Raw genomic sequence first — 25,374 nt, forward strand, 5'->3', positions numbered from 1 at the left:
ACCCCGGATAGGAAATCCCACGGGAAGGGGGTTTCGACGGTGGCAACGCCTGACGGCGATCGAGCTGGTCGCTCGAAACTGCAGAAGAGATACCCGGCTTACCGGGTGTGGAAGATCGACCTTCGAACGTACTCGTCGATCGAGACTATCGCTCGGGGACGCCGTAGTCGACGTGGACGTTCGGCGTGCTCGAGGATTCGGGCGCGGGGACACCGTTCCAGTCGACGACGCGGACGTTCGCCATCTCGCCGGAGAAGCGGAATCGCTGGACGCCGGTGTCGATCGCGCCCTCGACGACCTTCTCGGAGACGATCGTCGCCTGTGCGACCGGGTCGTCCGCGACCATCTCGATCTCGCCGTCGACGGCGATCTCGAACTTCGATGGGACTCCTCGGCCGACGATAGTAACTAAATTCGGGAGTGAGTCGGTTTCGTTCGATGCTGTTTGGCTGCGTACCGGATCGTCGCGTGCCATGCTTCGATGAGTCGAACGGTCGGGTATAAGCTTTTTTGCTCGGGAAACGGTCGGATCGAACGAATTAGACCACGTAGCGTATAAAATTCTCTGAGAGTCCCCATGGTTGTGAAGTGGTAGCAGTGCTATAGTAACAACTGCAACTATTTACACACTGATCGCACAACTGTCGTGCGATCAGGTGTGCATTGACTTGCAGTGGCTACTATGCTGGAACGGCAGTCGGAACGAATACCCTCGACAGGTATTTTCACCACTCTACCGTTATCTACGGCCATGACTACTCGAGCGCTCTCGGGGGTGATCATCGCCGGCGGCCACTCTACCAGATTCGGGGACGGGGACAAGGCCCTCGCCGACCTCGCGGGAACGCCGATGATCCGTCGTGTCGTCGATCGACTCGCGACCGTCACCGACGAGGTCGTCGTCAACTGCCGGGACGAGCAACGCGAGGCGATCGATGCCGCACTCGAGGGCTGTGAGCCCGACGTTCGGTTCGCGATCGATCCCGTCGAGGACCGCGGACCCCTGGCCGGAATCCGGACAGGCCTCGAGGCGGCCTCTCGGGAGTACGCCGCAGTCGTCGCCTGCGACATGCCGTTTCTCGATCCGGCGCTGCTCGAGTTGCTCGCCGACCGTGTACAGGGTCACGACGCGGCACTGGTCCGACTCGAGGACGGCTGGTACCAGACGACCCAGGCGGTCTACCGCACGGAGACGATGGCTCAGGCGGCCGAAACGACGCTCGAGGGTGACGACGCGCGGATCGTCGTCGCGCTCGAGGACCTGAATTCCGTTATCGTCGACGAACGTGATCTCGAGGGCGTCGACGACGCGACGTTCGAGAGCATCGACACTCGAGAGGCCCTGAAAGAAGCGACCGCTCGACTCGAGTGACGCATACGGGTTGCTGTAAGTCATTTCCGCCACAGTCACCAACTGGGTCGCGGTTGCGCTGGGACATCGGTACAGCAAACCATAGCAGCTCTCGGCTTGGGTACCCGAACGAGTTCGCGTTCGTTCGGGCGCACTACTGACCGGGAAGAAGTGACTTATGATGGTCCGTCCCAAGGTCCGATCATGAGCAGCGACGACGAGTTCGATTTCGGGAAAGATCAGCGCCTGCAGAGTCGCGACGTGACCGAGGGCGCGGAGAAAGCACCCCACCGTGCGATGTTCCGCGCGATGGGGTTCGACGACGAGGATCTCTCCTCGCCGATGATCGGCGTTCCGAACCCCGCGGCCGATATCACGCCCTGTAACGTTCACCTGGACGACGTCGCGGAGTCGGCGATCGAAGGGGCCGACGAAGCCGGCGGGATGCCGATCGAGTTCGGGACGATCACCATCTCCGACGCCATCTCGATGGGAACCGAGGGGATGAAGGCGTCGCTGATCTCCCGCGAGGTGATCGCCGACAGCGTCGAACTCGTCAGTTTCGGCGAGCGGATGGACGGCCTCGTCACCGTCGCCGGCTGTGACAAGAACCTGCCGGGGATGATGATGGCCGCGATCCGGACCGATCTTCCCTCCGTCTTCCTCTACGGCGGGTCGATCATGCCCGGCGAGCACGAGGGCCGGGACGTCACCATCGTTCAGGTCTTCGAGGGCGTCGGTGCGTACGGTACCGGCGAGATGGACGCCGACGAACTCGACGACCTCGAGCGCAACGCCTGTCCGGGCGCAGGCTCCTGTGGTGGGATGTTCACCGCGAACACGATGGCCTCGGTCTCCGAGGCGCTGGGGATGGCTCCCCTCGGTAGTGCCTCGCCGCCGGCCGAACACCACGAACGGTACGCCGTCGCTCGTCGCGCCGGCGAACTCGCCGTCGAGGTCGTCGAGGAAGATCGTCGACCGTCGGACATCCTCTCGCGGAAGTCCTTCGAGAACGCCATCGCCCTTCAGACCGCCATCGGTGGCTCGACCAACGGCGTCCTCCACCTGCTCGCGCTGGCCCGTGAAGCCGGCGTCGACCTCGAGATCGAGGACTTCGACGACATCTCGAAACGGACGCCCAAGATCGTCGACATGCAACCCGGCGGCGACAGCGTGATGAACGACCTCCACGAACTCGGCGGCGTCCCGGTCGTCGTCCGGCGACTGCTCGAGGCAGACCTCTTCCACGGCGACGCGATGACCGTGACGGGACGGACGATCGCGGAGGAACTCGCCTACCTCGAGGAAGAACACGGGCTGCCCGCGGACGACGAACTCGAGGCCGACTTCCTCTACACCGTCGACGACCCCAAAGAGGAGGAGGGAGCGATCAAGATCCTCTCGGGCAACCTCGCACCCGACGGTGCGGTGCTCAAGGCGACTGGCGGAGACCAGTTCCACCACGAGGGGCCCGCTCGTATCTTCGAGAACGAGGAGGATGCGATGGCGTACGTCCAGGAGGGCCACATCGAGAGCGGCGACGTAATCGTCATCCGCAACGAGGGGCCGAAAGGCGGTCCCGGGATGCGCGAAATGCTTGGCGTCACGGCCGCCGTCGTCGGTGCCGGCCACGAGGACGACGTCGCGCTCATCACCGACGGCCGCTTCTCGGGTGGTACTCGCGGCCCGATGATCGGTCACGTCGCCCCCGAAGCGTTCGTCGGCGGCCCGATCGGCTTACTCGAGGACGGCGACGAGATCACGGTCGACATTCCCGACCGGACGCTCGAGGTCGACGTGGACGACGACGACCTCGAGCGTCGCCGCGAAGAGTGGGATCGGCCGGAGCCAGCCTACGAGGGTGGCGTGCTCGCGAAGTTCGGTCGGGATTTCAGTTCGGCTGCCGACGGTGCGGTGACGAACCCCGGCGTCAAGCGGGACTGATCCCCGCAGGGGAGTCGAACAGGTCGTGGGTCGACTGCCACGCCCTTCCATGTCTTGCACGAGTCTTTCCCTCTCTTATCACAGAAGTCAGGACGAATGTACAAATACTGTCTCCACTGTGACTGGCACGCGAGCACGTCCGATGGATATACGGAACGTGAAGTCTCGAAGGAGGCAATCGAACACTTCGTCGAGACCGGTCACACCGTCGATTCGTTACGACTCCCCCCGCCAGTCGTCGTCGAGAACTGATCCGGGAAACGGCCGCGGGCGCGGCCTCGAGGCCGTTAGAACGGCGGCGAGGTGTCGATTCCCGTCTCGAACTCCTCGATCGGCCGGACGCCGATCCCGTGGAAGTCCGGCACTCGAGGGCCGTCTTCGTCCGGATCCTGGGCGAGTTCGACGTGCTCGTCGTCGAACTCGTCGATCGGGTACGGCTCGACGACGCTCTCGATCTCGCGGTCGTCGATGCTGAGAACCGAGAATCCGGGCGTGACGCCGGTCGAGGCGTGTGGGTCGCCGGACAGCGGTGCCGGGCCACGTAACGTGACGAACATGTACTCTCCGTCGGGCGAGGCCCACATGATGTCGGGTGCGTCTCGCTGTTCGGGGTCGTCGCTCTGGTCGGGACCGAACGAGTCGATCTCCTCGACGACGTCGTTGGTTTCGGGGTCGACGACGACGCCGTCGTTGGTCTCGCGGTTCAGCACCCACAGTTCCTCGCCGTCGGGTGTGAACCAGAAGCCGTGGGCGTCGATTCCCTCGGTACTCTCACCGTCGACGACGACCTCGTCTGCATCCGTGTCGTAGACGTAGAACTCGCCGACGCCTTCCTCGTCGCTCGAGGGGAGTCCCGCCGTGAGGTAGAACTCCTCGCCGGTCGGATGCGGCATCGTCCCGCAGTTGGTCGGCAGCGTCTCGTGTGGAATCGCCTTGTCGACCGAGAAGTCGTCGTGATCGACGATCACCAGCGCGCCGTCGTGGTAGCTCGGCCCGAGCGTGTGCAGCGAGCGGCCATCGGCGGCGTACTGGTGACAGATCGGTGCGCCCTCCTCGATACCCGCCTCGAGGACGGTCTCGTTCTCCCGCAGGTCGATCTCGTCGACCACGTCGAACTCCTCGTTCTCGAGGTCTGCGTCGACCCGGACGATCGACTCCTCGTCGATCGCGTCGACGTGGATGTACTCGTCGTCGGGCGAGAACGCTGCCATGTGCGAGCCAGCACCGGTGTCGATGTCGGCGACCAGTTCGTGATCCTCGGTCCGGAAGACGAGCGTCCGTCCGCCAGCTGTACAGGCGATAGCGGCGTACTCGTAGTCCGAACTGTAGTCGATCATGTGCGGGACGATTTCCTCCTCGGGGAGCCCCTCGAGATCGTTGAGGTCGACGTACTCCGTCAGCGCGAAGCCGTCGCCGTCGGCTGCGGGCTGGTAGACGAAGACGTCGTCTCGCCCCTGATCGAGCGCCCAGATCTCGTAGGAGCCGTCTCCCTCCTCGAGGTCGGGATCGATGTCGTAGTCGAATTCCACCTCGTCGCCGTCGTCGCCGTTTTCTTCTTCCCCTGTTTCGTCGCCACCGGTACAGCCGGCGACCGCAATCGCCCCAGCAGTTGCGCTTCCCGCGAGGAACCGCCTGCGAGTCTGATCCATTTCCATGGGTCACACTCCGGACTCCGGATGGAAAAGTATGCCGGGTACAGACCCTGCAAGTGGCAAATTCGACGTTTTAGCCGAGATAGGGGCAAGAGTTGACTCGGTTTTTCGGGTAGGGATTTCAGTTCGTTCCACTCCGATGCTGTCCCGACGTATAGTGGTCGTTTATGACTCGAGATGCGGCAAGTGTTGCCCAGGCCTACGTCTACGAAACGAGTTGACAGTCACCATCGGCGACCAGTGAGAGACGAACGAACCGATTACCCTCGCCGCTCGAGAATACGCTCGACGATCAGCCGCGTCGACAAAATCTCCTCGTCGGCGGCTGGCTCGCGGGCGCTTGCCCGTTCGACCACGCAGTCGATCCCACGTCGCTCGAGTTCGCTCTCGATCGCCTCGTCGTCGTGGTGCTGGTCGTGACCCAGCGCGATCACGTCCGGATCGATCTCCTCGATCGGGACGAAGATGTCCTCCTCGTGGCCGAGGATTGCCTCGTCGACGGCCTCGAGCGCGCCGACCACGTCTCGTCGCTGTGTCGCCGGACAGATCGGTTCGGCCTTGTGGTCGACGTTTACTCGGCGGGCGACGATCACGTACAGTTCGTCGCCCATCGCGGCGGCTTCCTCGAGATAGTGGACGTGGCCGGGATGGAGGATGTCGAACGTCCCCTGAGCGATTACGGTCCGAGTCATAGTGTGTCGATAGCGAGAGTCATCCTCGAAGTTCCTCGTCGATGTCCGACTGCGTGAAATCGAAGAAATCATCGGACTCGGGGAGGTCGACGTCGAGCACGTTCAGGGTCGTCGGCTGTCCCTGCGAGTCGAACGCCTTCCAGTCGTGTCGGCCGTACGGTGCACCGATGATGATGTGGACGCTTCCACGGCCGAACGTCTCCAGGTCCGCGCTACTGGGCCTGATGACGCCGTTCGGGTGGGAGTGGACGCTTCCGAGCGCCTTCACGTCGTTTGGAATCTGGTTCGTCTTGACGGTGGCGCTGACGCTGTTTGCCTCGGTCCCCGGCACCACCAGTATGTCGGTGATGACGAGTCCGTCCCGGTCCAGTCCCAGCAGATGTGCCTCGGTCCCGCGAAGAAAGCCCATGTACTCGTTGGGGTGGGCCGCCTCCGAGGACTCGATCGCGAACTCGAGGGTCTCCTCGGCGATGCCGAGGATCTCGTTCGAGCGAAACAAGGCGTCGAGCAGCCCCATGTCCCTACCTCTGGGCTTACGGTTGCTAAACGTTCCGATGAGCGACCCAGGGATTTGTGCCATCGCACGTGATGTTTTTCGCCGATCAAATAGGGCGTTCGTACCAGCGGAACGCGTACTAGCGAGGGTTTTTCTGGATAGGAATACGTACCCGAGTTAATGTCACTGGACGAAGACGCGCTCGAGTATCACAGCGACGAGCCGTCCGGGAAGATCGAAACGCGGACGACGAAACCCACGACCAGTCAGCGGGACCTCTCGCTCGCGTACTCGCCCGGCGTCGCCGCGCCCTGTCGAGAGATCGACGCGGAGCCGACCGACGCCTACGAGTACACCGCGAAGGGGAATCTCGTCGGCGTCGTCTCGAACGGCTCTGCCGTCCTCGGCCTCGGCGACATCGGCGCGCAGGCGTCGAAACCCGTCATGGAGGGGAAAGGCGTCCTCTTCAAACGATTCGCGGACATCGACGTCTTCGACGTGGAACTCGACCACGACGACGCCGACGCGTTCGTCGAATCGGTCGCCGCGATGGAGCCGACCTTCGGCGGGATCAACTTAGAGGACATCGCGGCACCCGACTGTTTCCGGATCGAGGAACGGCTCCGCGAGCGAATGGAGATCCCCGTCTTCCACGACGACCAGCACGGGACCGCGATCATCTCCGGTGCGGCCCTGCTCAACGCCGTCGACATCGTCGACAAAGACCTCGAGGATCTCTCGGTCACCTTCGCGGGTGCGGGGGCGGCGGCGCTCGCGACGGCACGGTTTTTCGTCTCGCTCGGCGTTCCACGGGAGAACGTGACGATGGTCGACGTCGACGGTATCCTGACGACCGCTCGAGCCGATGCCGGCGACCTCGATCCGTACAGCCGCGAGTTCGCTCGCGACGTTCCCGACGGTGACCTCGCGGACGCGATGGAGGACGCGGACGTCTTCGTCGGCCTCTCGGTCGGTGGCATCGTCTCCGAAGCGATGATCCAGTCGATGGCGGCCGATCCGATCGTCTTCGCGATGGCGAATCCCGACCCCGAGATCGACTACGAGACGGCCAAAGAAGCCCGCGACGACACCGTCGTCATGGCGACCGGTCGTTCCGACTACCCCAACCAGGTCAACAACGTCCTCGGGTTTCCCTTCATCTTCCGGGGCGCGCTCGACGTTCGCGCGGCCGAGATCAACGAAACGATGCAGGTCGCGGCTGCGGAGGCCATCGCAGCCCTCGCGCGCAAGGACGTCCCCGACGCCGTCCGCAAGGCCTACGACGACCAGCCGCTGCAGTTCGGCCCCGAGTACATCATCCCCAAACCGCTCGATCCCCGGGTGCTGTTCGAAGTTGCGCCCGCAGTCGCCGAAGCCGCCATGGAGACCGGTGCCGCCCGAACCAAGGTCGACCTCGAGGAGTACGCGGAGGAACTCGAGGCGCGTCTGGGCAAGTCCCGCGAGATGATGCGAACTGTCTTCAACAAGGCAAAGAGCGACCCGAAGCGACTCGCCCTGGCCGAGGGAACGGACGAGAAGATCGTCCGCGCGGCGGCCCAACTCGAGGACCGGAACCTCGCCCGGCCGGTGTTGCTCGGCGACCGAGAAGAGATCGAGGCTACCGTCGAACGGCTCGGGCTCGAGTTCGATCCCGATATCGTCGACCCCGAAGCCGGCGACTACGACGAGTACGTCGACGCGCTCTACGAACGCCGCCAGCGCAAGGGCATCACCCGGACGGAGGCGGCGGAACTGATCGAGGACAGTAACTACTTCGCGTCGGTGATGGTCGATCGAGGTGACGCCGACGCGATGCTCACCGGGCTGACCAACCACTATCCGTCAGCGCTTCGGCCGCCGCTGCAGGTGATCGGTACGGCTCCCGACGCGGACTACGCCGCGGGCGTCTACATGCTCACGTTCAAGAACCGCGTCGTCTTCCTCGCCGACGCGACGGTCAACCAGGACCCCGACGCGGACGTCCTGGCGGAGATCACCCGTCACACGGCCGACCTCGCCGGTCGATTCAACGTCGAGCCCCGGGCTGCGTTGCTCTCGTACTCGGACTTCGGCAGCGTCGACAACGAGGGCTCGCGCAAGCCACGGGACGCGGCTTCCGCCCTTCGCGAGGATCCCGAGGTCGAGTTCCCCGTCGACGGCGAGATGCAGGCCGACACCGCCGTCGTCGAGGACCTCCTCGAGGGAAGCTACGAGTTCTCCGACCTCGACGAGCCGGCGAACGTGCTCGTCTTCCCGAATCTCGAGGCCGGAAACATCTGCTACAAACTACTCCAGCGACTCGGCGGCGCGGAAGCGGTCGGTCCGATGCTCGTCGGAATGGACGAACCCGTCCACGTCCTCCAGCGGGACGACGAGGTCAAAGATATCGTCAATCTCGGTGCCATCGCGACGGTCGACGCCCAGACGGAGTGATCGACCCCGGTGCGTCGCCGGTCGTTTCGTCCCTTCTTGATAAGGGTTATACGCGGCCGCCCCCAAACGATGGATCAAGATGACACGAGCCTCCGCCGGGGACACCGGCGCGGACGACGGGGATTCCGTCGTCTACGATCTCGACCCTGATTGCACCGCAAACGACGTCGAAAAAGACACCGCGTATCTCGCCGAAATCAACGGTATCGTCGACTACGGCGTCTTCGTCGATCTCTCCGAATCCGTCTCCGGTCTCGTTCACGAATCCGTCCTCGAGGGCACGTTCGCCGTCGGCGACGAACTCGTCGTCGAACTCGAGAGCGTCCGCGACAACGGCGACATGGCCTTCGAGCCAGCCGACGTCGACGACTACACCCTCCAGTCGATCTCCCACGACTACGCGCTGACCGGCACCGACCGCCTCGAGGGTAACGTCGGCGACCAGATCCACCTCGAGGGCGAAGTCGTCCAGGTCAAACAGACCGGCGGCCCGACGATCTTCCACATTGCCGACGAGTCCGGCGTCGTCCCCTGTGCAGCCTTCGAAGAGGCCGGCGTCCGCGCGTACCCGAGCGTCGAGGTCGGCGACGTCGTCCGCGTCACCGGCACCCCCGAACACCGCGAAGGATCGGTCCAGATCGAGGTCGACGGCCTCTCGAAACTCGAGGACGAAGCAGCCGAGGAAGCCCGCGAGCGAATCCAGACGGCCCTCGAATCCCGCTCCGAGCCCCACGACGTCGACCCGCTGATCGACTGGCCCGCCTTCGAGAAACTCCGCCCGAACCTGCAGGAAGTCGCCACGCGACTCCGCCGTGCCGTCCTCGAGGGACGCCCCATCCGCGTTCGCCACCACGCCGACGGCGACGGGATGTGCGCTGCGGTACCGGTCCAGATCGCCCTCGAGAAGTTCATCGCAGACGTCCACGAGGACGATAACGCGCCGCGTCACCTCATCAAGCGCCTGCCCGCGAAAGCGCCGTTCTACGAGATGGAAGACGCGACCCGGGACCTAAACTTCGCGCTCGAGGATCGCGAGAAACACGGCCAGCAACTGCCGCTCCTGCTCATGCTGGACAACGGCTCGACGGCCGAGGACGTCCCGGCCTACGAGACGCTCGCTCACTACGACATCCCGATCATCGCCGTCGACCACCACCATCCCGACCCCGACGCGGTCGGCGACCTGCTCGACGCCCACGTCAACCCCTACCTCCACGACGAGGACTACCGTATCACCACGGGGATGCTCTGTGTCGAACTCGCGCGGATGATCTACCCCGATCTGACCGACGAACTCCGCCACGTCCCCGCCGTCGCCGGCCTCTCGGACCGCTCGAAGGCCGACGCGATGGACCAGTACCTCGAGCTCGCCGCCGAAGAGGGGTACGACGAGGACCGACTCCAGGATGTCAGCGAGGCGCTCGACTACGCGGCCTTCTGGCTGCGCTACGACTCGGGCGACCAGCTCATCCAGGACCTGCTCCACGTCGACAACGGCGACGAACAGCGCCACCGCGACCTCGTCGAGTTCTTCGCCGACCGCGCCCGCGAGGAAGTCGACGAGCAACTCGACGCTGCGATGGCTCACTTAGAGCACGAGGACCTGGACAACGGCGCTCACCTCTACCGGATCGACGTCGAGAACTACGCCCACCGCTTTACCTACCCCGCACCGGGCAAGACCACCGGCGAGATCCACGACCGCAAGATCGAGGAGACCGGTGACCCCGTCATCACGGTCGGCTACGGTCCCGACTTCGCCGTGCTCCGCAGTGACGGTGTCCGCCTCGACATCCCGCAGATGGTCACCGAACTCGAGGAAGAGGTGCCCGGCGGCGGCGTCTCCGGCGGCGGTCACCTCGTCGTCGGTTCGATCAAGTTCGTCAAAGGAAAACGCGAGGAAGTGATCGACGCACTCGTCGAGAAGATGGAGGACGCCGAGATCGACGAGGCGCTCTCGAGTGCGGCGCCGATCGACGACTGATACGGGTAGACAGACTCGCGTCCCGCGGTTTTCGGATACCGACCAGTTTCAGTGTCTAGAAGGCGTTTATGTTCTCCGGCATCCGAGAGATAGTGACGGATACGGAGTCACACTCATGAACGTAGCCATTCTGGGGACCACGATCGAAATCGACGAATCAGCCATCGCCGAACCACCGGCTAAAATCCGAGAACAGGTACGCGAGTACGAACACGGTGACCGGCAGACGTTCGACCTGCGGGTTACCGTTCCGGAGGGAATGACCGGCGAAGTGATGGCGGCAATGGACGAGATTCCCTACGGAGAAACACGCACCTATGGCGAACTCGCCGCCGACCTCGACACGTCGCCAATCGTCGTAGGCCAGGCGTGCGGACGCAACCCCGTTCCGCTGGTCGTCCCCTGCCACCGCGTCGTCGGAAGCGATGGCGAACTCAGGGGCTACTCGGCGGCTGACGGTGTCGTGACGAAGAGACAGTTACTCGAGCTCGAAGCCCGAGAGACCGAGACGAAACCGGTGCAAACGAGACTCTCTGCGGACCGCTACTAGACGACTCGTGAGGCCCCGATATCCTGGAACGAACCACTTCCCATCGCGAGAAGGCGCGTTCCTGTGTGGCAGTATAACACTCGAACAGGCTAGTTATCGACCGTATTGTACAGGTACTCGTTGTCCCGGAGCCTGCTCGTCAGGTCGTCGTGGATGTGGCCGTTCGACGCGACGAGTTCCTGGCGGTCCTTCTCGCCGTACACTTCGAACGACTCACCACTCGAGTCGGTCACCGACGCCCCCGCCTCCCGCGCGATGACGATACCCGCCGCGACGTCCCAGGGGTAGGTGTCGTACTCCCAGACGGCGTCGGCGCTGCCGTTGGCGAGATAACAGAGATGGAGTGCGGCCGACCCCAGCCTGCGGACGCCACGAGTATCGTCGTAGAAGTACGAGAGGAAGATCCCCTCTGGGTCGTAGCCTGACATCAGCATGCTTTCCTCGAGTGCATCGCGGTCGGTCGTCGTGATCGGCGAGCCGTTCTTGTAGGCTCCCTCGCCAGCGATCGCGCTCCAGAGTTCGTCGGTTTCGGGCGCGTAGACGACGCCGACGATGGGTTCGTCGTTCTCGAGCAGGGCGAGCGAGACGGCGTAGTTGGGGTTGCCGTTGGCGTAGTTGCCGGTGCCGTCGAGGGGGTCGACCAGCCAGGTGTACTCGCTGCCGGTCTCGGTGTGGATGCCCTCTTCGGTCAGTATCGTGTGGGCGGGGTACTCGTTCTCGATGGCGGTCGTGATGATGTTCTCCGAGAGGTAGTCGGCCTCGGTGATGACGTCCGACGTGTCGGTCTTGTACCGCTCCGTCTCGACTTTCCCGTGGAGGTTCCGGAGCGGATTCCTGACGCTCCGGACGGCTTCCTTCGCGAGTTCACACGCCCGCTCCTCGAAGCAGTCGGGGCCGGCCTCGCTCGAGACGGTCGGCGGGAGCGACTCACCCTCGGCGTCGCGTGCGCCCCAGCCCAGCAGTTCCGTGATCGCCGTGAAGAAGTCGTCGTCGTGGCTCGTTCGCACGACGTTCGCCGTACTTGCGGCTCCCGTCACCGTGATCACGTCGTCGGCCTCGAGTTGTTCGTGGAACCGGCCGCCGTCGATCAGCATGTCCGCTCGCTCGGAGCAGACGATGCAAATCTCCGTGTCCTCGCTGACGATCAGCGGCCGGACGCCCATCCGGTGGGTGTGCAGCGGGACGATCTGGAGACACGAGTTGTTCGTCGGATTGTGGACCGGCCCGTTCGCGGACAGCGAGATACCGGTCGACCCCGTCGGCGTCGCAATCGCCAGCCCGGTGCCGTCGTACTCGCCGACGTACTGGCCGTCGGCGAACACGTCGAGTTTCGTGATCTTTCGATCGACCGGCTCCTCCGGCTGGACGTGCTTGACCATGACGTCGTTGATCCCCGTTGCCTCGAGACCGTTCGCCTCGACGGTGATCTGTTGGCGCTCGTCGATCGTCGCCCGGCCCTGGACGACCTCCGTCAGCGCGGCCTCGAGGTCGTCGACGTCGACCCGGACGAGAAAGGCCAGCGTTCCCGTATTGATCCCCAGGATCGGCACGTTTCTGGGTTCGAACTGCTGGATCCCCTCGAGAAAGGTTCCGTCGCCGCCGATCGTCACGCCAAGCGTCTCGCTGTCGGGATCGTAGACGTCGTCGATGTCGTCGCCGACATCGACCGTCTCGAGTCCCAGACCGTTATCACTCGCCCACGACTCGAGTCGCCGGACAGCCGCTTCGCTCTCCTCGGCCGGGCTCACGATCGCGACGATCTCTTCCGTCGTAGCTAGCCGCCTCCCTCGCATCGTCCCATACACGCGAGCGGACCACGATTATATTCACGGTTCGAAGAAACAGTAGTTTTTAGACGCGTTCGACGGTCGGACGCAAGCTCGTCAGAACTGATAGCGTCGTTCGTCGTCCATCGACGGGTACTGGTCCGCTCCCGTCATCTCGTCGAAGGTCATCCCGGAGAGATACTCGTCGTAGGTAACGTCGAACCCCGAGCGCAGGTGGAAGTCGAGTTTCCCAGTCTCGACGTTGCTCTGGAACAGCATGTGGATCGCCCGCCGGACGAGTTCGTCGGTCTCCTCGGGCTCGAGAGCCGTCTCGAGCAGGGCGAGTTCGTTCTTCGTCTCCCGGTCCAGCGACACCGCGAGTTCGTCGCCGAACGCGGAGTACGATTCCTGTACGTCCTCGTTGAGATCCTCGAGGCTCATGCCCGGGAGCAAGGTAGCGTAGTGGATAGTCCTTTCGTGGTCGACTCGCGGGCACCTATCGTGAGCGCCATGTTACATTAGCAGGTGAGTTCAGTACCTCTCTCGTTTATTCCGGACGATTACGTCAGATCGACTGGCAAAAAGCCCTGCGTACTGACTGCCGACCGAATCCAGTTGCGATGGATACTCTCTTCGCCTTGCAAGACACAACGCGCAAATCCCGAAAAAAGCCGACTCGGACTGGAGCAGTCCAACCGACCAGTAACGTGATATCAGGTCTCGTCACCGCTTGCAGCAGGGAGCGAAAACGAAAACGTCGCGCCCTCGCCCGGTTCGGACTCGACCCAGATGTCACCACCGTGGCGTTCGACAATGCGCTTACAGAGCGCGAGCCCGATTCCCGTTCCAGAGTGCTCGTCCTGTGCGTGCAGGCTCTGGAACACCTCGAAGACACGCTCTCTGTCGTCCGGGTCGATGCCGATCCCCTCGTCGGTGACCGAGACGAGTACCTCCGAACCGTTCCGCACGGCCGAGATATCCACCTGTGGCGGATCGTCACCACTGTACTCGATCGCATTGGAAAGCAAGTTCTGGAACACCTGGCGTAACTGTCCTGGGTCCCCCTCGACTCGAGGCAGCGCCTCGGCCGTGATCTCGGCATCACTCTCCTCGACTGCCACCTGGAAATCAGCGCAGACGTCCGCGAGAACGGCGTCCAGGTCGACCGACTCGAACGGATCGCCACGCGTTTCGACCCGTGAATACTCGAGCAATCCCTCGATCATGTTGCGCATCCGGTCTGCGCCGTCGACGGCGAATTCGATGAACTCCACCCCGTCCTCGTCGAGTTCGTCCGCGTAACGGCGCTCGATCAACTGGAGATAGCTCGTGATCATCCGCAAGGGTTCCTGTAGGTCGTGCGAGGCAGCGTAGGCGAACTGTTCGAGGCGCTCGTTGGATTTTTCGAGTTGCTGCTCGAACTGCTTGCGCTCGGTGATATCGGTCAGGGCACCGGGAAACGTCACCGGATTCCCGTCGTCGTCGTACTCGACGTGACCACGCGCGACGACCCAGCGGAGTTCGCCGTCGTCGTCCCAGACGCGGTATTCCTCTTCGTACTCCTCTCCCGATTCGATGACGTCCTCGATCTTTCGTTCGACCCGCTCTCGATCGTCGTCGTGGATCGCCGAGAGAAACTGCTCGAGGGGGACGCCCTCGGTGGCCGCGTCCGGATCGATCCCGAACTTATTGGCGAACGACGCGCTCGTGACCATCACGTCGTCGGGAATATGCCATTCCCAGGTTCCGACCGCACCGGCTTCAGCCGCCGCCTCCAGTCGTTCTTTTGAATCCTCGAGATAGCACTCGCGTTCGACCCGTTCGGTTACGTCGTCGGCCGCTCCCAGCCATCGAGTGATTTCGCCGTCCTCGTCCAGAAGCGGTGTCGCACACGAGACGATCCAGGCGACCGTGCCGTCGTCACGAACGATCCGGTGTTCCAGTTCGAAGCTGCTTTTCGTGCGAACGGCTTCGTCGATGGCGTCCCGAACCCGTGGCTGGTCTTCGGGCGGAACGTATTCGTCGACCCACGACGGCCCTTCCTCGACGGTGTCGGGGAGGAAATCCGACCCCTCCAAACTGTGCATCTCGCTCCAGTCCGCGTTCGTACTGAACACTACATCCGACGTGGTGGTGACCAACGCGCGAAACCGTTGCTCGCTCTCGCGCAGCTGTTTGTACGCTTCTCGCTTTGCCTGCTGGAGCAACTCCTGTCCACGTAACACGACGTCCGATGCGAGCTGTGAATCCGCCGTATCAGGCTCCTGCAGTAACTCCTGTTCACGCTCTGTCTGGAGTTCTTCGACGATCGGGGTCACGTCCTCGACGCTGTGAACGATGTAGTCGAGGTCGCCAGCCGTGTCAAACACCGGTGAATTGACCGGACTCCACCACCGCTCCTCGAACTCGTCGCCACCGGAGTCGCGGTCGGGGATCGGATAGTGCGTCACCGGCATGGTATCTGTCTCCCCGGCCTCCGCCACCCGCTCGAGCGACTCGCGCAGATTCTCGACGCCGTCTGCTGGATCGTCGGGATTGTTCGGAAAGATTTCGAACAGCGTCTTCCCCAGAATGTCCGCCCGATCGGTCATCGTCGCGTCCAGATATGCATCGCTCACAGCCACGATTTCGTAGTCTTCGGGCTGTACGATGAGATAGTTTCCGGGGACGTTTTCGAAGAGTCGACGAAAGGTCGCTTCGGTAGTTTCTGTTTCCGTCTGCTCGCGCTCGCCAGTTTCGTGGACGATTCCGACTGTTTCCTGTGTGATATCGCCCGCATCGATCACGTTCAGCCGTACGTCACAGCGAATCTGTTCCTCCTCGGCGGTCTTCAGGGTGAGATCGAGTACCTCGCTCTGGTCGGCGGCGTTCGTTCGGATCCGACTGATCTCGTGTTCGATCGTCGCACTGTCGCCGCCGAAGAGCACGGACACGTGTTCATCGAGCAATTCACCGCGCGTGTACCCGGTTAGCTCGAGGATGACGTCGTTGACCGAGACGAACCGACCTTCGGCATCGAGTCGATAGATCCCGTCGTCGATCGCATTGACGAGAGCACGGTAGTACTGCAGGGCCTCGGTGTCGTCCGCATCTCCCCAGACCGTCATCTCGGATGGGTCGGCCCGTTCACTCATATACACGTTGAGGTCCTCGAACCGGATAAGTTCCTTGCTCAGGCCGCTCACTGTGGTATTTGCCGAGTTGAGGGAGGTGAGTACCACATCGTTGTCTCGTCGTTGCGATGCCGTAAGTCGTCAGTCGAACGGTTTGCCTGCCGTAAGCCTCCGCTCAGTGATGAGACACAATACTGTTGCGTAAACGATAGAAACCGGCTTACTCGACGGCTGAACCACTCAGTCGGGCCAGTGGTCCCTCCGGGAACAACCGAAAGAACACGACTCGTCCCAGGACGAGGGCACCGAGTACCCCGCCAAACAACGGCGGCCAGATCACTGGGGATACGCCGCCTACTGCCACCAGATAGTGGACGAACAGGCTCGCGACGACCCACCACAGGGTGTACGCGGCGAGGGCTCCGAGCACGACCGAGGCGAGGATCCGGGTAACCGCCATATCACCAGGCCTGATCCGATCGCCGGGGCCGAACAGTGCCGAGCCGAGTCGGAGTCCGTGTGCTAGCACGCCGACCAGCACGGAACAGGCGAGGAGACCGGGAACGAGTATCGTCGCTGGGATCCAGATCAGTTCGAGGACGGACTCGAAGAGAAGCCTGGATTCGTTGACTATCGCGGCTGCCAGGAGGATCGTGAGGGCGGCGAGAACGGGTTCGACTGCGCGTCTCTCGACTGGACTATCGAAATGGAGGGCGGACATGACATTCCTCCAGTTAGTGTGTTATACATATAAATTCACTGTGGATGAAAGGTTGGTAACCAGCTCGAGTGTGCCGACTCGTTTCTGACCGGGCGAATGACGACGATCGACCGCGATGGGCATCTTCTTGAAACGTGCGGACCACCTCCTGGCCATGTATCAGGTCGGAATCGTCGGCTGTGGCGTCATCGGGTCGCGGCTCGCGGAGGCGTTCGACGAGCACGGACGGACCGAAATCCGGGCAGTCTGTGATCGCGTCGCCGAAAAAGCGGCGTCGATGGCGGAGACGTACGACTGTGAATCGGTCACCGCGGTCGAGGGCCTCGTCGATATCGACGCGGTCGATATCGTCTACGTCGGCGTGCCGCCGAAGCACCACGCGGCCGTCGTTCGCGCTGCACTCGAGGCGGACAAACACGTCATCTGTGAGAAACCGATCGCGGAGAACGCGGTGGTCGGGGACGAGCTAACCGCCCTCGCACGCGAGAGCGACCGAACGACCGCGATCAACTTCCCGTTTCGCTACACGCAGGGGTTCGTCGAGATGCGCGAGCGGATCGCAGCCGGTGAGATCGGCACGCCGAAACGCGTCGCGCTCCGCTTTCGCTTCCCGCAGTGGCCCCGCGAGTGGCAGGACGTCGACTGGCTCGCCGGCCGCGAACAGGGTGGCCCGCTCCGGGAGGTCGGGAGCCACTTCGTGTTCGGAACCCAGGAACTGTTCGGCGACCTCACTGACGTCACTGCGGACGTCCGGTACACGGCCCCGGAGAAGTACGAGGAGTCCATCGTCGGCACGTTCATCGCGGGTGGCGACGAGAGCGAGGCGGGCCGAGTGGACGACGAGAGCGTCCACGGAACGATCGACCTCCTCTGTAACTGTGCCGGTAGCGAGGAAAACAGCATCACTGTCGAGGGGACCGACGGTTCGCTGTCGCTACAGGCGTGGCGTCGACTCGTTGCGAACCCCGGCGAGGCGGACGAGCGCGTGATTACCGAGGAGGCGGGCGAGACGACGCTTGCGCTGATCGACGAGTTCGTAACCGATCTCGAGGGCGGCGACGGCGACCTCGTCTCCTTCGCGGAAGCGACGCGCGTCCAGCGGGTCATCGACGAGGTGCTCGGCCTCGGGGACGACTGAGCTGTCTTGATCGTCACCCGGCCGAACCGGACGACCGTTACCGGCGGCCGAACCAGTAGACGACCAGAACCAGTGCGGTAAGCCCGATTCCGATCGTCAGATGCAGTGCCTGTGCTTCGTACGGCGAGGAGGCGATCACGTCCCCCGGCTTTACGTTCCGAACGTAGAAGTACTCGATTCGATGCTGGAATACGGCAGGAACCAGGAAACCGACGAAGCTTCCGGCGCCCGTGAGGGAGGCCGAGAGGAGTCGACTCGAGACCGTCGTTTCACGCCTCGTCGCGTCGAGGTACACGAGGAGGGCGACGACCGGAGCGACGAAGAGTCCTGCGAGCGGGGCGAGCGAGGACATAGTTACCGGTCGTTTTAGTTAGACTATAAATACGACGGTGGATCGACGGTTCGGGTAGCTGTCTCGCTGGCGAGAACACATTACGGCGTTCCCGTCACGAGTCGCCGCTCGACGGCCTCGAGCACTCGCTCGAGCACGACCGGATTATCGCTCGGTCGGCCGACGCTGACCGCGTCGGCTCCGTACTCGACGTACTCGCGGACGGTTTCGTCGTCCCGGACGCCGTTGTTGGCGATCACGAACAGGTCCGAGGCCTCGGCGACGCCTTCGATCACCGACTCGGTGTCCATCGCGTCGACGTGGACGAAAGATGCGCCCGCGTCCTCGAGCCGTCCGGCGAGCGACGGTAGATCGACGCCCGGAACCTCCGCACGGACTTTCACGCCGACGGTCGCGCCGGTGTCGGCGGCCGTCTCGACGTATCCGGCGAGCCGCTCTGTGTCTTTTAGCAGCGTCTCCCCGCAGCCGACTGCACACAGTTCCTCCTGTCGGCAGTGGGCGTTGATCTCGAGGGAGGCGTCCCGATCCCGACAGATGCGAGCGGCCTCGGCCACCGGTTCTCGAGTCGCGCTGCGGACGTTGAACGCCGGCTGAATGGGGGCGTCCTCGAGCGCGGCGAGTTGCCGGTCGATAAACGCCAGCGGATCGTCCGGGAGGAACTCGGTTCGGTCGCGTTCGACCAGTTTTCGGGCTGCTTCCCTCGAGTCGTCGTCGAGTGCGATCCCGCCGAGAAAGGCTGCGCCGGCGTAGTCGGCACCCTGGCGTGCCCACTCCGCGTCGGCTTCGCCGCTGAGACTCGCGAGGGCAAGCGGTGGTCGGAACATCTCACTCGACGATGGTGATGGCCTCGTCGATGGCTCGAACGACGCGTTTCGCGTCCTCGGGACCGTCGATTCGAATGTCGGTCGCGATGGTCGGCCGGTCGAACTCCGCGTCGTCGTCGCTGTCGATCACGTAGGCGTCGGCGAAGGGATAGGCAGTCGCCAGCCCTTCCGTGCTCGGTTCGGCGTCGACGGCTTCCATCAGTTCGCCCGCGGGACCGGAGAACGCGTCGTCTCCGAGAAACGGCGAGACGACGACGACGGTCGTCTGGGCGAGCGCGTCCGCCACACCCGGCAGGGCGAGCATCGGCCCGATGCTGGTGACGGGGTTCGAGGGACCGATGACGACGGTGTCGGACAGCGCCTCGAGGACGCCCGGCGCGGGTTCGGCCGTCGAGGAGCCACGGAACTCGACGGTCTCGACGTCGGGTTCGGCCCGGTGGCCGACCCAGTACTCCTGGAAGTGCATCGTTCCCTCGGTGGTGTGGATGAGACTCGCGACGGGATCGTCGCTCATCGGAAGCAACTCGACGTCGAGGTCGAAGGAGTCGGCGAGTCGCTGCGTCGCCTCGCTCAGCGTGTATCCCTGGTCGAGGAGGCTCGTCCGCGTGATGTGGACGGCCCGGTCCTGGTCGCCGATCGTCATGAACTCGGCGACGCCGGAGAAGCGCCGCCAGTTCGCGATCCGTCGCCCCTCGGTCTGTTTCTCGTCGGGGAGATACTGTGGTCCTTCGGGCAGATCCGCAGCCTCGGCCAGATCCATCAGGGCCGTGTTCGTCCGGTGTGTATCGTCCTCGATCCCCCACCACGTCTCCCGGTCGAGCAGGCCACCGCCCTGAAAGAGAAGCGTGTCGACGTCCGGCGAGACGAAGAGACCGCCGATCTCGACGTCGTCGCCCGTGTTGGCGACGATCGTGGTCTCCTCCGGCGAGAACACTGCCCCGGCACCGTCGAGAAGCTTCGGCGTTCCGGTGCCCCCGGAGAGGAAAGTAACCATACGTAACAGTTCTTCCCTGGGGCTACTTAATCGCTTATGCCCGAACCCAGCACCGGCCTACGACTGTTACCGGTTCCAGGCCGCATCGTCCGGATCGATCAACCGCTCGCCGCGATCGAGGTCGTCGATCCGCTCGCGTTCGTCCTCGGAGAGATCGATCTCGAGTGCGTCGTAGTTCTCCCCGATGTGGTCGCCGGTCGCTTTCGGGATCGGAACGACGCCCTCCCGCTCGTAGTGCCACGCGAGTGCGATCTGGACCGGCGTGGCGTCGTGGTCGTCTGCGATCTCCTGGAGCGTCCCCATCTCGAGAACGTCACCCTGTGCGATCGGACAGTACGCGACCGTCTCGATGTCGTGTTCCAGTCCGACGGAGACGAGTTCGTCCTGCTGGAGCCGCGGGTGGAGCTCGATCTGATGGACGGCGATCGGCGACTCGAGAATATCGACGGCCTCCTCGAGCAGGTCGACGGTGAAGTTGCTGACGGCGACGTTGCGGGTCAGGCCGCGGTCGCGAACCTCGTCGAACGCGGGCAGCGTCTCCTCGGCGTCGTAGGCATCGATCGGCCAGTGGACGTACAGCAGGTCGACGGCGTCGACGCCGAGTCGCTCGAGGCTCTCCTCGGTCGTCTCGAGCACGTCGTCGTACGCGAGGTTCGACGGGTGGACCTTCGTCGCGAGGAAGACGTCATCGCGGTCGACGTCGGCTTGCTCGAGCGCACGGCCGACCTCGCGTTCGTTGTCGTACATCTGGGCGGTGTCGACGTGGCGATAGCCCATCTCGAGCGCCTCGATTACCGACTTGGTGCAGGTCTCGCCCTCGTGACCCGACGTGCCGAAGCCGGGCTGTGGGAGGTGTGTGTCCGTCATAGCCAGTCGTACGAAAGAGGTCTACTCGGTGGTAGGGAAAGCGGCAAAACGGGGGTCGTGGTCGTCAGTCGCCGTCGATGATCCAGTCGGCGAAGCTCCCGTCCAGAAGCGTCTCGCGCTGTCGGTCGACGTACCGGCGCTGCATTCGCTCGAGCGCCTCGGGGAACGTCGCGCCGTCCTCGAGGGCCGACCGGACCAGATCGCGTTTCCAGCTGGCCGGCGTCACCTTCTGCCGGACGCGGCGCCGCAGCGGGTAGAGGTACTTCGCGGCCTGTTCCTCTGAGAGGCCGCGGTTGGTCAGCCCGTCCTCGGCGTGGGCGAGCAGGTCCTCGTAGAGGGCAAGCGAGTCGGTCGTCTCCTTGCCGTCGTTCGTGATCCAGGTCAGGTCGGCTTCGAGACCGTCCCGCATCGCGGCGTAGAAGTTCTCGCGGGCAACCGGCCAGTCGAGTTCGTGGACGGGGTGCTCGAGCCGGACTAGACTCTCCATCAGGCCAGCGAAGGCCGCGAGGAAGGAGACGGAGTCCCGGACGGTCGGCTGGGCCGGGATCGGACGGAACTCGATGCGGGCGTTCGCGGCCGACCGGGTCGGACCGCCGAAGACGGGACGGACCCACCGCCAGTAGGTGCCGTGCTTGCGCCGGAAATGGGGGAACTGGTCGTCGAACCGTTCGCCGGCCTCGACCGGCATCGGGACCATCGTATCGTCGGTCGCGACCCGATCGATAGCCTCGTCGACGCTCGAGAGGTCGCGGGGGAACCGCACTTTCCCCTCGCCGGTCGCGGGATCGTTGAGGACGGTTTCGAAGACGCTGATCCGGTGTTCCATCCAGCCGTCCGCGAGGATGTCGTCGGGCGTCGCGTCGTCGTCGTAGAGGTCCGCGGGGAAAAACGGCGAGTTGGCCCCGAGCGCGAGCAGCGGGCCTGCAACGCGGAGGGCGTAGTTGAAGTAGGTCGGGAGGTCGATCGCGTGGGGGACCTGGTAGTGGGGCTGGATCGACGTGATGACGCTCTCTGGCATGACGGTATCCGCCTGCAGGGAGACGTGGGGTGCCTCGATGCGCATGCCGGCGGCCTGAGCCTGGTCGGTGTTGGCCATCGCGTGGTAGCGCGCCGAGTCGCTCATGTTCGTCGCAACCCGGACCGTCTGGTCGGTGTCGCCGACCGTCCGCTCGACGCTGTCGGTCAGGTACGTCGCTGCGTCCTCACCCTCGGGCGGCAACGTCCAGAGAGCGTCGCTGACCAGCCGCATGCGCTCGGACTGGGTTACGTCCAGCGCCGTCCGCAACCGGGCCTTGACCTCCGACTCCTGAGCGACGATCCCGTCCTCGTTCAGCGGCTGCGGGCTGGTCGTCATCTCGGCGTTGTGCAGCCCCAGTTCCTTCTCGAACCCGATGAGTTCGAGCAGCCGCCGTGGAACGCGACGGAGGGTACAGTCGTCGTCCTTGATCGCGTAGAACTCGTACTCGAGGCCGACGATCGCCTGGGGGTTGTCGAATACGCCGTCCTCGACGGCCTCTTTGATCACCTCGGCGTCCTCCTCGGCCTGCCGCCGGAAGTCCTCGGCGTCGACGCTCAGGACGTCAGCGACCCGCGTTGCGAGCTCCGGCTCTCTCATACTACCCGGATGCGGGCCCGACTGTCTTTAAAGCACGCCACTCGAGCGATCATCCTTCCAATGGGGACGAGCTACAGAAAACATTTGCTGTCTCACAGGAAACCAGCGTGTATGTATCGACGCAGCGTCATTTCATCGCTGGCGGTGCTTTCAGCCGGCGCGCTCGCGGGCTGTCTCGGCGGCAGCTGTACCGGCGGTACCGACGTCCGGTTCGAACCCGTCGACGCGGCCACCATCGCCGACCGGGAAGCGACGAACGACTTCGAGGAGACGCCGGCGGTGATGGCGGATCTCGCCACGCGAGCGCTCGCAGGCGAGGAGCCGACGATCGAAGTCACCCACCGGTCCCCGCTGGGCTGGCTCGGGTACGTCCACTGGAACGGCGCGTTCTACGAAATCACGACGAAAACGGTCGCGGAGGGGCAGGTGGCCGGACCCGAGTACGAACTCTCCCGCAACCGCGAGATGGACGACGAGGAACTCGCGGGAGTCGACGCGCTGTCGTACGCCGTCCTCCCGACGCACGACCGACGGCGGGTCGACGAAGCAGTCGACTACAACGCCGAACGGGTAGAGACGATGGGGTTCTCGATTTCGACCGTCGCCGGCTACCTCGAGGCCGACGACCAGGACGCGTCGGTTCTCGCGGCCGGCGTCGACGAGCCGTACCTCGAGATCGAGGGGAGTTACGTCGAACTCGAGCGGCTAGGTGAGGGAACGACGACCGCGAAACAGCTTCGATACGGCCGCGAACGCGTCGCCGACGACGTCGAGGCGTTCGCCGACTACGTTCTCGACCGCCGCGGTGCCGAGTTACCCGAACTCAGCGATGACGCTCGGGCGTTGCTCGCGGAAGCCAGGGAGGAGGACGGTCGTGTGAACGTCTGCGAGTCCGGATACGAGGACGAGGAGGGGGACGAAGAAGCGATGGAAGCCCGTCGGGAAGCAGTCGAGGAACTGCGGACGATCCTGTCCGATCTCGAGGCACAGGACGAGTCGCCGGATCGGATCGACTACGTCCGGTACGAGGACGAGTGGTATCGGCTCTCGCTTTCGGGATGGGCCGTTTGAACCGACCAGTGTCGGTGCTCGGTCGCTGCCTGGCCGGATCACAGAATCGTTTTACTGCTACCGGCGGTAGGCGACACCGATGGAGTTCGCCACGTTCGCCGACCGAGCCGCCGCGATCGAAGCCGAGCCTGCCGATCTGGAGATCATCGAACACGTGCGGGACCTCCTCGAGGACGCCGGAGGCAGCGAGGAGTCCAGTGAGCCCCGGACCATCGAAATCGTCGCCCGATTCGTCCAGGGACGTGTCTTTCCTGCCTGGGACTCGACGACGCTCGATATCGGTCCGAGCGCCTGCTACGCGGCGATCGCACGCGCGGCCGGGCAGAACGTCGACTCCGACGACGTCGAGGACCGGCTCGCCGATGTGGGTGAGATCGGCGAGGTCGCCGCGAGCTACGAGTTCGGAGGACAGCAAGGGCTGGACGCGTTCGGCGCCGGCAACGGGAGCGACGACCTCACAGTCCGCGAGGTATACGACGACCTCGTCGACCTCGCGGCCACCGAAGGAGAGGGGAGCGAGGACCGGAAGATCGACATTCTGTTCGGCCTCTTCAATCAGTGCTCGAGCGACGAGGCACGGTACCTCGCCCGCCTCGTCCTCTCGGAGATGCGTATCGGCGTCGGCGAAGGCACGGTTCGAGACGCCATCGCTGCGGCCTTCGACGTCCCCGAGGAACGCGTCGAACGGGCGCTACAGGTCTCGAACGACTACGGCGAGGTCGCACAGGTCGCCCGCGAGAAGGGACTCGAGGGGCTGGACGCGATGGACCTCGAGGTCGGCCGTCCCGTTCAGGCGATGTTAGCCCAGGCCGGCACCGTGACCGACGCACTCGAGGAGTGGGAAGAGGTCGCCGTCGAGTGGAAGTACGACGGGGCCAGAATACAACTGCACCACGATCCCGCGGATAACAGCTCCGGCGGTGAAATCCGCGTCTTCTCGAGAAACATGGAGGACGTCACCGACGCGCTCCCGGAGGTCGTCGAGTACGCCGAGGAGACGCTCGAGGGGCCCGCCATCCTGGACGGGGAGGTCGTCGCGGTCGACGACGCCGGCGAGCCGCTGCCGTTCCAGGAGGTGCTCAAGCGATTCCGCCGGAAACACGACGTCGAGAAGGCTCGCGAGGACGTCGCCGTTCGCCCGGTCTTCTTCGACTGTCTGCACGCCGACGGTGAGGACCTGCTCGAGGAGCCACTGACGACCAGACACGAGCGTCTCGAGGGCGTCCTCACGGACGGCGAGGATCGGCCGGAAGACGTCGACGGTCTCTCCCTGCTGTGGCTGACCGACGACCCCGACGAGATCGAGTCGATCGACGCCGAGGCGCTCGAGTCGGGCCACGAGGGGATCATGCTCAAGAACCCCGAGTCGACGTACTCGCCGGGGCGACGCGGGAAGAACTGGCGCAAGCGCAAGCCCGACGTCGAGACGTTAGACTGCGTGGTAACGGGTGCGGAGTGGGGTGAGGGTCGGCGGGCGACCTTCCTCGGCACTTTCGAACTCTCGGTCCGGAACGAGTCGACGGGTGAGCTAGAGACTGTCGGCAAGGTCGCGACCGGGATCACCGACGAGAAACTGGCCGAACTGACGGAGCTACTCGAGCCCCATATCGCCGCGGAAGAAGGACAGGAAGTCGAGATAGAGCCCGCGGTCGTCTTCGAGGTCGGCTACGAGGAGATTCAGTCCTCACCGACGTACTCGTCGGGCTACGCGTTGCGGTTCCCGCGGTTCGTCGCCGTTCGGGACGACAAAGAGACGGTGGACGCGGACACACTCGAGCGGGTCGAACGGTTGCAGTCGTAGGGCGTCGCCG

The 25,374-nt window shown here is 64.1% G+C and carries 21 protein-coding genes; 8 read left to right on the forward strand and 13 right to left on the reverse strand.

Translation table 11 applies throughout. The annotated features are described in order from the left end of the window. Window positions 1-145: 145 nt before the first annotated feature. Window positions 146-475: a hypothetical protein gene (locus BLR35_RS06410; protein ID WP_090379013.1), complete on the reverse strand. Its 330-nt coding sequence runs from the start codon at window positions 473-475 to the stop codon at window positions 146-148. 276 nt (window positions 476-751) lie between these two features. Between BLR35_RS06410 and mobA the strand changes: the two genes are divergently transcribed. Next, on the forward strand, window positions 752-1,372 hold the full coding sequence (mobA, locus tag BLR35_RS06415; protein ID WP_090379016.1) for a molybdenum cofactor guanylyltransferase: 621 nt from the start codon (window positions 752-754) through the stop codon (window positions 1,370-1,372). Window positions 1,373-1,555: 183 nt separating this feature from the next. Then, window positions 1,556-3,295 (forward strand): dihydroxy-acid dehydratase, encoded by a 1,740-nt coding sequence (ilvD, locus tag BLR35_RS06420; protein ID WP_090379019.1) that lies wholly within the window; start codon window positions 1,556-1,558, stop codon window positions 3,293-3,295. A 287-nt stretch (window positions 3,296-3,582) separates the two neighbouring features. Here the strand turns inward: ilvD and BLR35_RS06425 are convergent, their stop codons facing one another. The 3 genes from BLR35_RS06425 to BLR35_RS06435 all read right to left on the reverse strand — a co-directional run bounded on the left by BLR35_RS06425 (window position 3,583) and on the right by BLR35_RS06435 (window position 6,156). After that, window positions 3,583-4,950: a YncE family protein gene (locus tag BLR35_RS06425; RefSeq protein ID WP_090379022.1), complete on the reverse strand. Its 1,368-nt coding sequence runs from the start codon at window positions 4,948-4,950 to the stop codon at window positions 3,583-3,585. A gap of 257 nt (window positions 4,951-5,207) precedes the next feature. Then, window positions 5,208-5,639, reverse strand: coding sequence for an FAD synthase family protein (locus tag BLR35_RS06430; protein ID WP_090379025.1), 432 nt, complete (start codon window positions 5,637-5,639; stop codon window positions 5,208-5,210). Window positions 5,640-5,658: 19 nt separating this feature from the next. Beyond that, window positions 5,659-6,156: a Mov34/MPN/PAD-1 family protein gene (locus BLR35_RS06435; RefSeq protein WP_090379028.1), complete on the reverse strand. Its 498-nt coding sequence runs from the start codon at window positions 6,154-6,156 to the stop codon at window positions 5,659-5,661. Window positions 6,157-6,315: 159 nt separating this feature from the next. Here BLR35_RS06435 and BLR35_RS06440 point away from each other — a divergent pair, with 159 nt between their 5' ends. The 3 genes from BLR35_RS06440 to BLR35_RS06450 all read left to right on the forward strand — a co-directional run bounded on the left by BLR35_RS06440 (window position 6,316) and on the right by BLR35_RS06450 (window position 11,102). Continuing rightward, window positions 6,316-8,568, forward strand: coding sequence for an NADP-dependent malic enzyme (locus BLR35_RS06440; RefSeq protein ID WP_090379031.1), 2,253 nt, complete (start codon window positions 6,316-6,318; stop codon window positions 8,566-8,568). 79 nt (window positions 8,569-8,647) lie between these two features. Then, window positions 8,648-10,552 carry a Hef-associated nuclease gene (locus BLR35_RS06445; RefSeq protein ID WP_090379034.1) on the forward strand — a complete coding sequence of 635 codons (1,905 nt, stop codon included), beginning with the start codon at window positions 8,648-8,650 and terminating at the stop codon, window positions 10,550-10,552. A 115-nt stretch (window positions 10,553-10,667) separates the two neighbouring features. Beyond that, on the forward strand, window positions 10,668-11,102 hold the full coding sequence (locus BLR35_RS06450; RefSeq protein WP_090379038.1) for a methylated-DNA--[protein]-cysteine S-methyltransferase: 435 nt from the start codon (window positions 10,668-10,670) through the stop codon (window positions 11,100-11,102). An 89-nt stretch (window positions 11,103-11,191) separates the two neighbouring features. Here BLR35_RS06450 and BLR35_RS06455 read toward each other — a convergent pair whose 3' ends face one another. From BLR35_RS06455 to BLR35_RS20595, 4 genes are all read right to left on the reverse strand, one after another. Further along, window positions 11,192-12,895 carry an NAD(+)/NADH kinase gene (locus BLR35_RS06455; RefSeq protein WP_090379041.1) on the reverse strand — a complete coding sequence of 568 codons (1,704 nt, stop codon included), beginning with the start codon at window positions 12,893-12,895 and terminating at the stop codon, window positions 11,192-11,194. Between the two features lie 90 nt (window positions 12,896-12,985). Next, window positions 12,986-13,309, reverse strand: a complete 324-nt coding sequence (locus BLR35_RS06460; RefSeq protein ID WP_090379043.1) for a ribbon-helix-helix protein — start codon at window positions 13,307-13,309, stop codon at window positions 12,986-12,988. Window positions 13,310-13,581: 272 nt separating this feature from the next. Next, the gene (locus tag BLR35_RS06465) at window positions 13,582-16,002 is read right to left on the reverse strand and encodes a PAS domain-containing sensor histidine kinase (protein ID WP_170830975.1); all 2,421 of its coding nucleotides are present in this window, start codon (window positions 16,000-16,002) and stop codon (window positions 13,582-13,584) included. Between the two features lie 199 nt (window positions 16,003-16,201). Then, complete coding sequence (locus BLR35_RS20595; RefSeq protein WP_170830976.1) at window positions 16,202-16,702, reverse strand: hypothetical protein; 501 nt, start codon at window positions 16,700-16,702, stop codon at window positions 16,202-16,204. Window positions 16,703-16,856: 154 nt separating this feature from the next. Here BLR35_RS20595 and BLR35_RS06480 point away from each other — a divergent pair, with 154 nt between their 5' ends. After that, on the forward strand, window positions 16,857-17,840 hold the full coding sequence (locus tag BLR35_RS06480) for a Gfo/Idh/MocA family oxidoreductase (protein WP_090379754.1): 984 nt from the start codon (window positions 16,857-16,859) through the stop codon (window positions 17,838-17,840). Between the two features lie 37 nt (window positions 17,841-17,877). On the opposite strand, the gene BLR35_RS06485 is transcribed toward BLR35_RS06480, so the two are convergent. From BLR35_RS06485 to BLR35_RS06505, 5 genes are all read right to left on the reverse strand, one after another. Further along, a complete protein-coding gene (locus BLR35_RS06485) occupies window positions 17,878-18,192 on the reverse strand; it encodes a hypothetical protein (RefSeq protein ID WP_090379047.1) in 315 nt (104 codons plus the stop codon). A gap of 80 nt (window positions 18,193-18,272) precedes the next feature. Next, window positions 18,273-19,016 (reverse strand): tRNA-dihydrouridine synthase, encoded by a 744-nt coding sequence (locus tag BLR35_RS06490; RefSeq protein ID WP_090379050.1) that lies wholly within the window; start codon window positions 19,014-19,016, stop codon window positions 18,273-18,275. Between the two features lies 1 nt (window position 19,017). Continuing rightward, window positions 19,018-20,010 carry a 2-phospho-L-lactate transferase gene (gene cofD / locus BLR35_RS06495; RefSeq protein WP_090379053.1) on the reverse strand — a complete coding sequence of 331 codons (993 nt, stop codon included), beginning with the start codon at window positions 20,008-20,010 and terminating at the stop codon, window positions 19,018-19,020. 66 nt (window positions 20,011-20,076) lie between these two features. Next, window positions 20,077-20,877: an aldo/keto reductase gene (locus BLR35_RS06500; RefSeq protein WP_090379056.1), complete on the reverse strand. Its 801-nt coding sequence runs from the start codon at window positions 20,875-20,877 to the stop codon at window positions 20,077-20,079. A 64-nt stretch (window positions 20,878-20,941) separates the two neighbouring features. Then, window positions 20,942-22,492 carry a glutamate-cysteine ligase family protein gene (locus tag BLR35_RS06505; RefSeq protein WP_090379058.1) on the reverse strand — a complete coding sequence of 517 codons (1,551 nt, stop codon included), beginning with the start codon at window positions 22,490-22,492 and terminating at the stop codon, window positions 20,942-20,944. A 111-nt stretch (window positions 22,493-22,603) separates the two neighbouring features. On the opposite strand from BLR35_RS06505, the gene BLR35_RS06510 reads away from it, so the two are divergent. After that, window positions 22,604-23,563, forward strand: a complete 960-nt coding sequence (locus BLR35_RS06510; RefSeq protein WP_139169246.1) for a hypothetical protein — start codon at window positions 22,604-22,606, stop codon at window positions 23,561-23,563. Between the two features lie 79 nt (window positions 23,564-23,642). Continuing rightward, window positions 23,643-25,364 carry an ATP-dependent DNA ligase LigA gene (gene ligA / locus BLR35_RS06515; protein WP_090379066.1) on the forward strand — a complete coding sequence of 574 codons (1,722 nt, stop codon included), beginning with the start codon at window positions 23,643-23,645 and terminating at the stop codon, window positions 25,362-25,364. Window positions 25,365-25,374 lie beyond the last annotated feature (10 nt).

Origin of the sequence: Natronobacterium texcoconense, assembly GCF_900104065.1 — an archaeon.
Classification (GTDB): domain Archaea; phylum Halobacteriota; class Halobacteria; order Halobacteriales; family Natrialbaceae; genus Natronobacterium; species Natronobacterium texcoconense.

Bases quoted from the DNA above. Each gene is read 5' to 3' on its own strand.
- BLR35_RS06410 (WP_090379013.1), bottom strand. From the start codon at position 475: ATGGCACGCGACGATCCGGTACGCAGCCAAACAGCATCGAACGAAACC.
- mobA (WP_090379016.1), top strand. From the start codon at position 752: ATGACTACTCGAGCGCTCTCGGGGGTGATCATCGCCGGCGGCCACTCT.
- ilvD (WP_090379019.1), top strand. From the start codon at position 1,556: ATGAGCAGCGACGACGAGTTCGATTTCGGGAAAGATCAGCGCCTGCAG.
- BLR35_RS06425 (WP_090379022.1), bottom strand. From the start codon at position 4,950: ATGGAAATGGATCAGACTCGCAGGCGGTTCCTCGCGGGAAGCGCAACT.
- BLR35_RS06430 (WP_090379025.1), bottom strand. From the start codon at position 5,639: ATGACTCGGACCGTAATCGCTCAGGGGACGTTCGACATCCTCCATCCC.
- BLR35_RS06435 (WP_090379028.1), bottom strand. From the start codon at position 6,156: ATGGGGCTGCTCGACGCCTTGTTTCGCTCGAACGAGATCCTCGGCATC.
- BLR35_RS06440 (WP_090379031.1), top strand. From the start codon at position 6,316: ATGTCACTGGACGAAGACGCGCTCGAGTATCACAGCGACGAGCCGTCC.
- BLR35_RS06445 (WP_090379034.1), top strand. From the start codon at position 8,648: ATGACACGAGCCTCCGCCGGGGACACCGGCGCGGACGACGGGGATTCC.
- BLR35_RS06450 (WP_090379038.1), top strand. From the start codon at position 10,668: ATGAACGTAGCCATTCTGGGGACCACGATCGAAATCGACGAATCAGCC.
- BLR35_RS06455 (WP_090379041.1), bottom strand. From the start codon at position 12,895: ATGCGAGGGAGGCGGCTAGCTACGACGGAAGAGATCGTCGCGATCGTG.
- BLR35_RS06460 (WP_090379043.1), bottom strand. From the start codon at position 13,309: ATGAGCCTCGAGGATCTCAACGAGGACGTACAGGAATCGTACTCCGCG.
- BLR35_RS06465 (WP_170830975.1), bottom strand. From the start codon at position 16,002: ATGAGTGAACGGGCCGACCCATCCGAGATGACGGTCTGGGGAGATGCG.
- BLR35_RS20595 (WP_170830976.1), bottom strand. From the start codon at position 16,702: ATGTCCGCCCTCCATTTCGATAGTCCAGTCGAGAGACGCGCAGTCGAA.
- BLR35_RS06480 (WP_090379754.1), top strand. From the start codon at position 16,857: ATGTATCAGGTCGGAATCGTCGGCTGTGGCGTCATCGGGTCGCGGCTC.
- BLR35_RS06485 (WP_090379047.1), bottom strand. From the start codon at position 18,192: ATGTCCTCGCTCGCCCCGCTCGCAGGACTCTTCGTCGCTCCGGTCGTC.
- BLR35_RS06490 (WP_090379050.1), bottom strand. From the start codon at position 19,016: ATGTTCCGACCACCGCTTGCCCTCGCGAGTCTCAGCGGCGAAGCCGAC.
- cofD (WP_090379053.1), bottom strand. From the start codon at position 20,010: ATGGTTACTTTCCTCTCCGGGGGCACCGGAACGCCGAAGCTTCTCGAC.
- BLR35_RS06500 (WP_090379056.1), bottom strand. From the start codon at position 20,877: ATGACGGACACACACCTCCCACAGCCCGGCTTCGGCACGTCGGGTCAC.
- BLR35_RS06505 (WP_090379058.1), bottom strand. From the start codon at position 22,492: ATGAGAGAGCCGGAGCTCGCAACGCGGGTCGCTGACGTCCTGAGCGTC.
- BLR35_RS06510 (WP_139169246.1), top strand. From the start codon at position 22,604: ATGTATCGACGCAGCGTCATTTCATCGCTGGCGGTGCTTTCAGCCGGC.
- ligA (WP_090379066.1), top strand. From the start codon at position 23,643: ATGGAGTTCGCCACGTTCGCCGACCGAGCCGCCGCGATCGAAGCCGAG.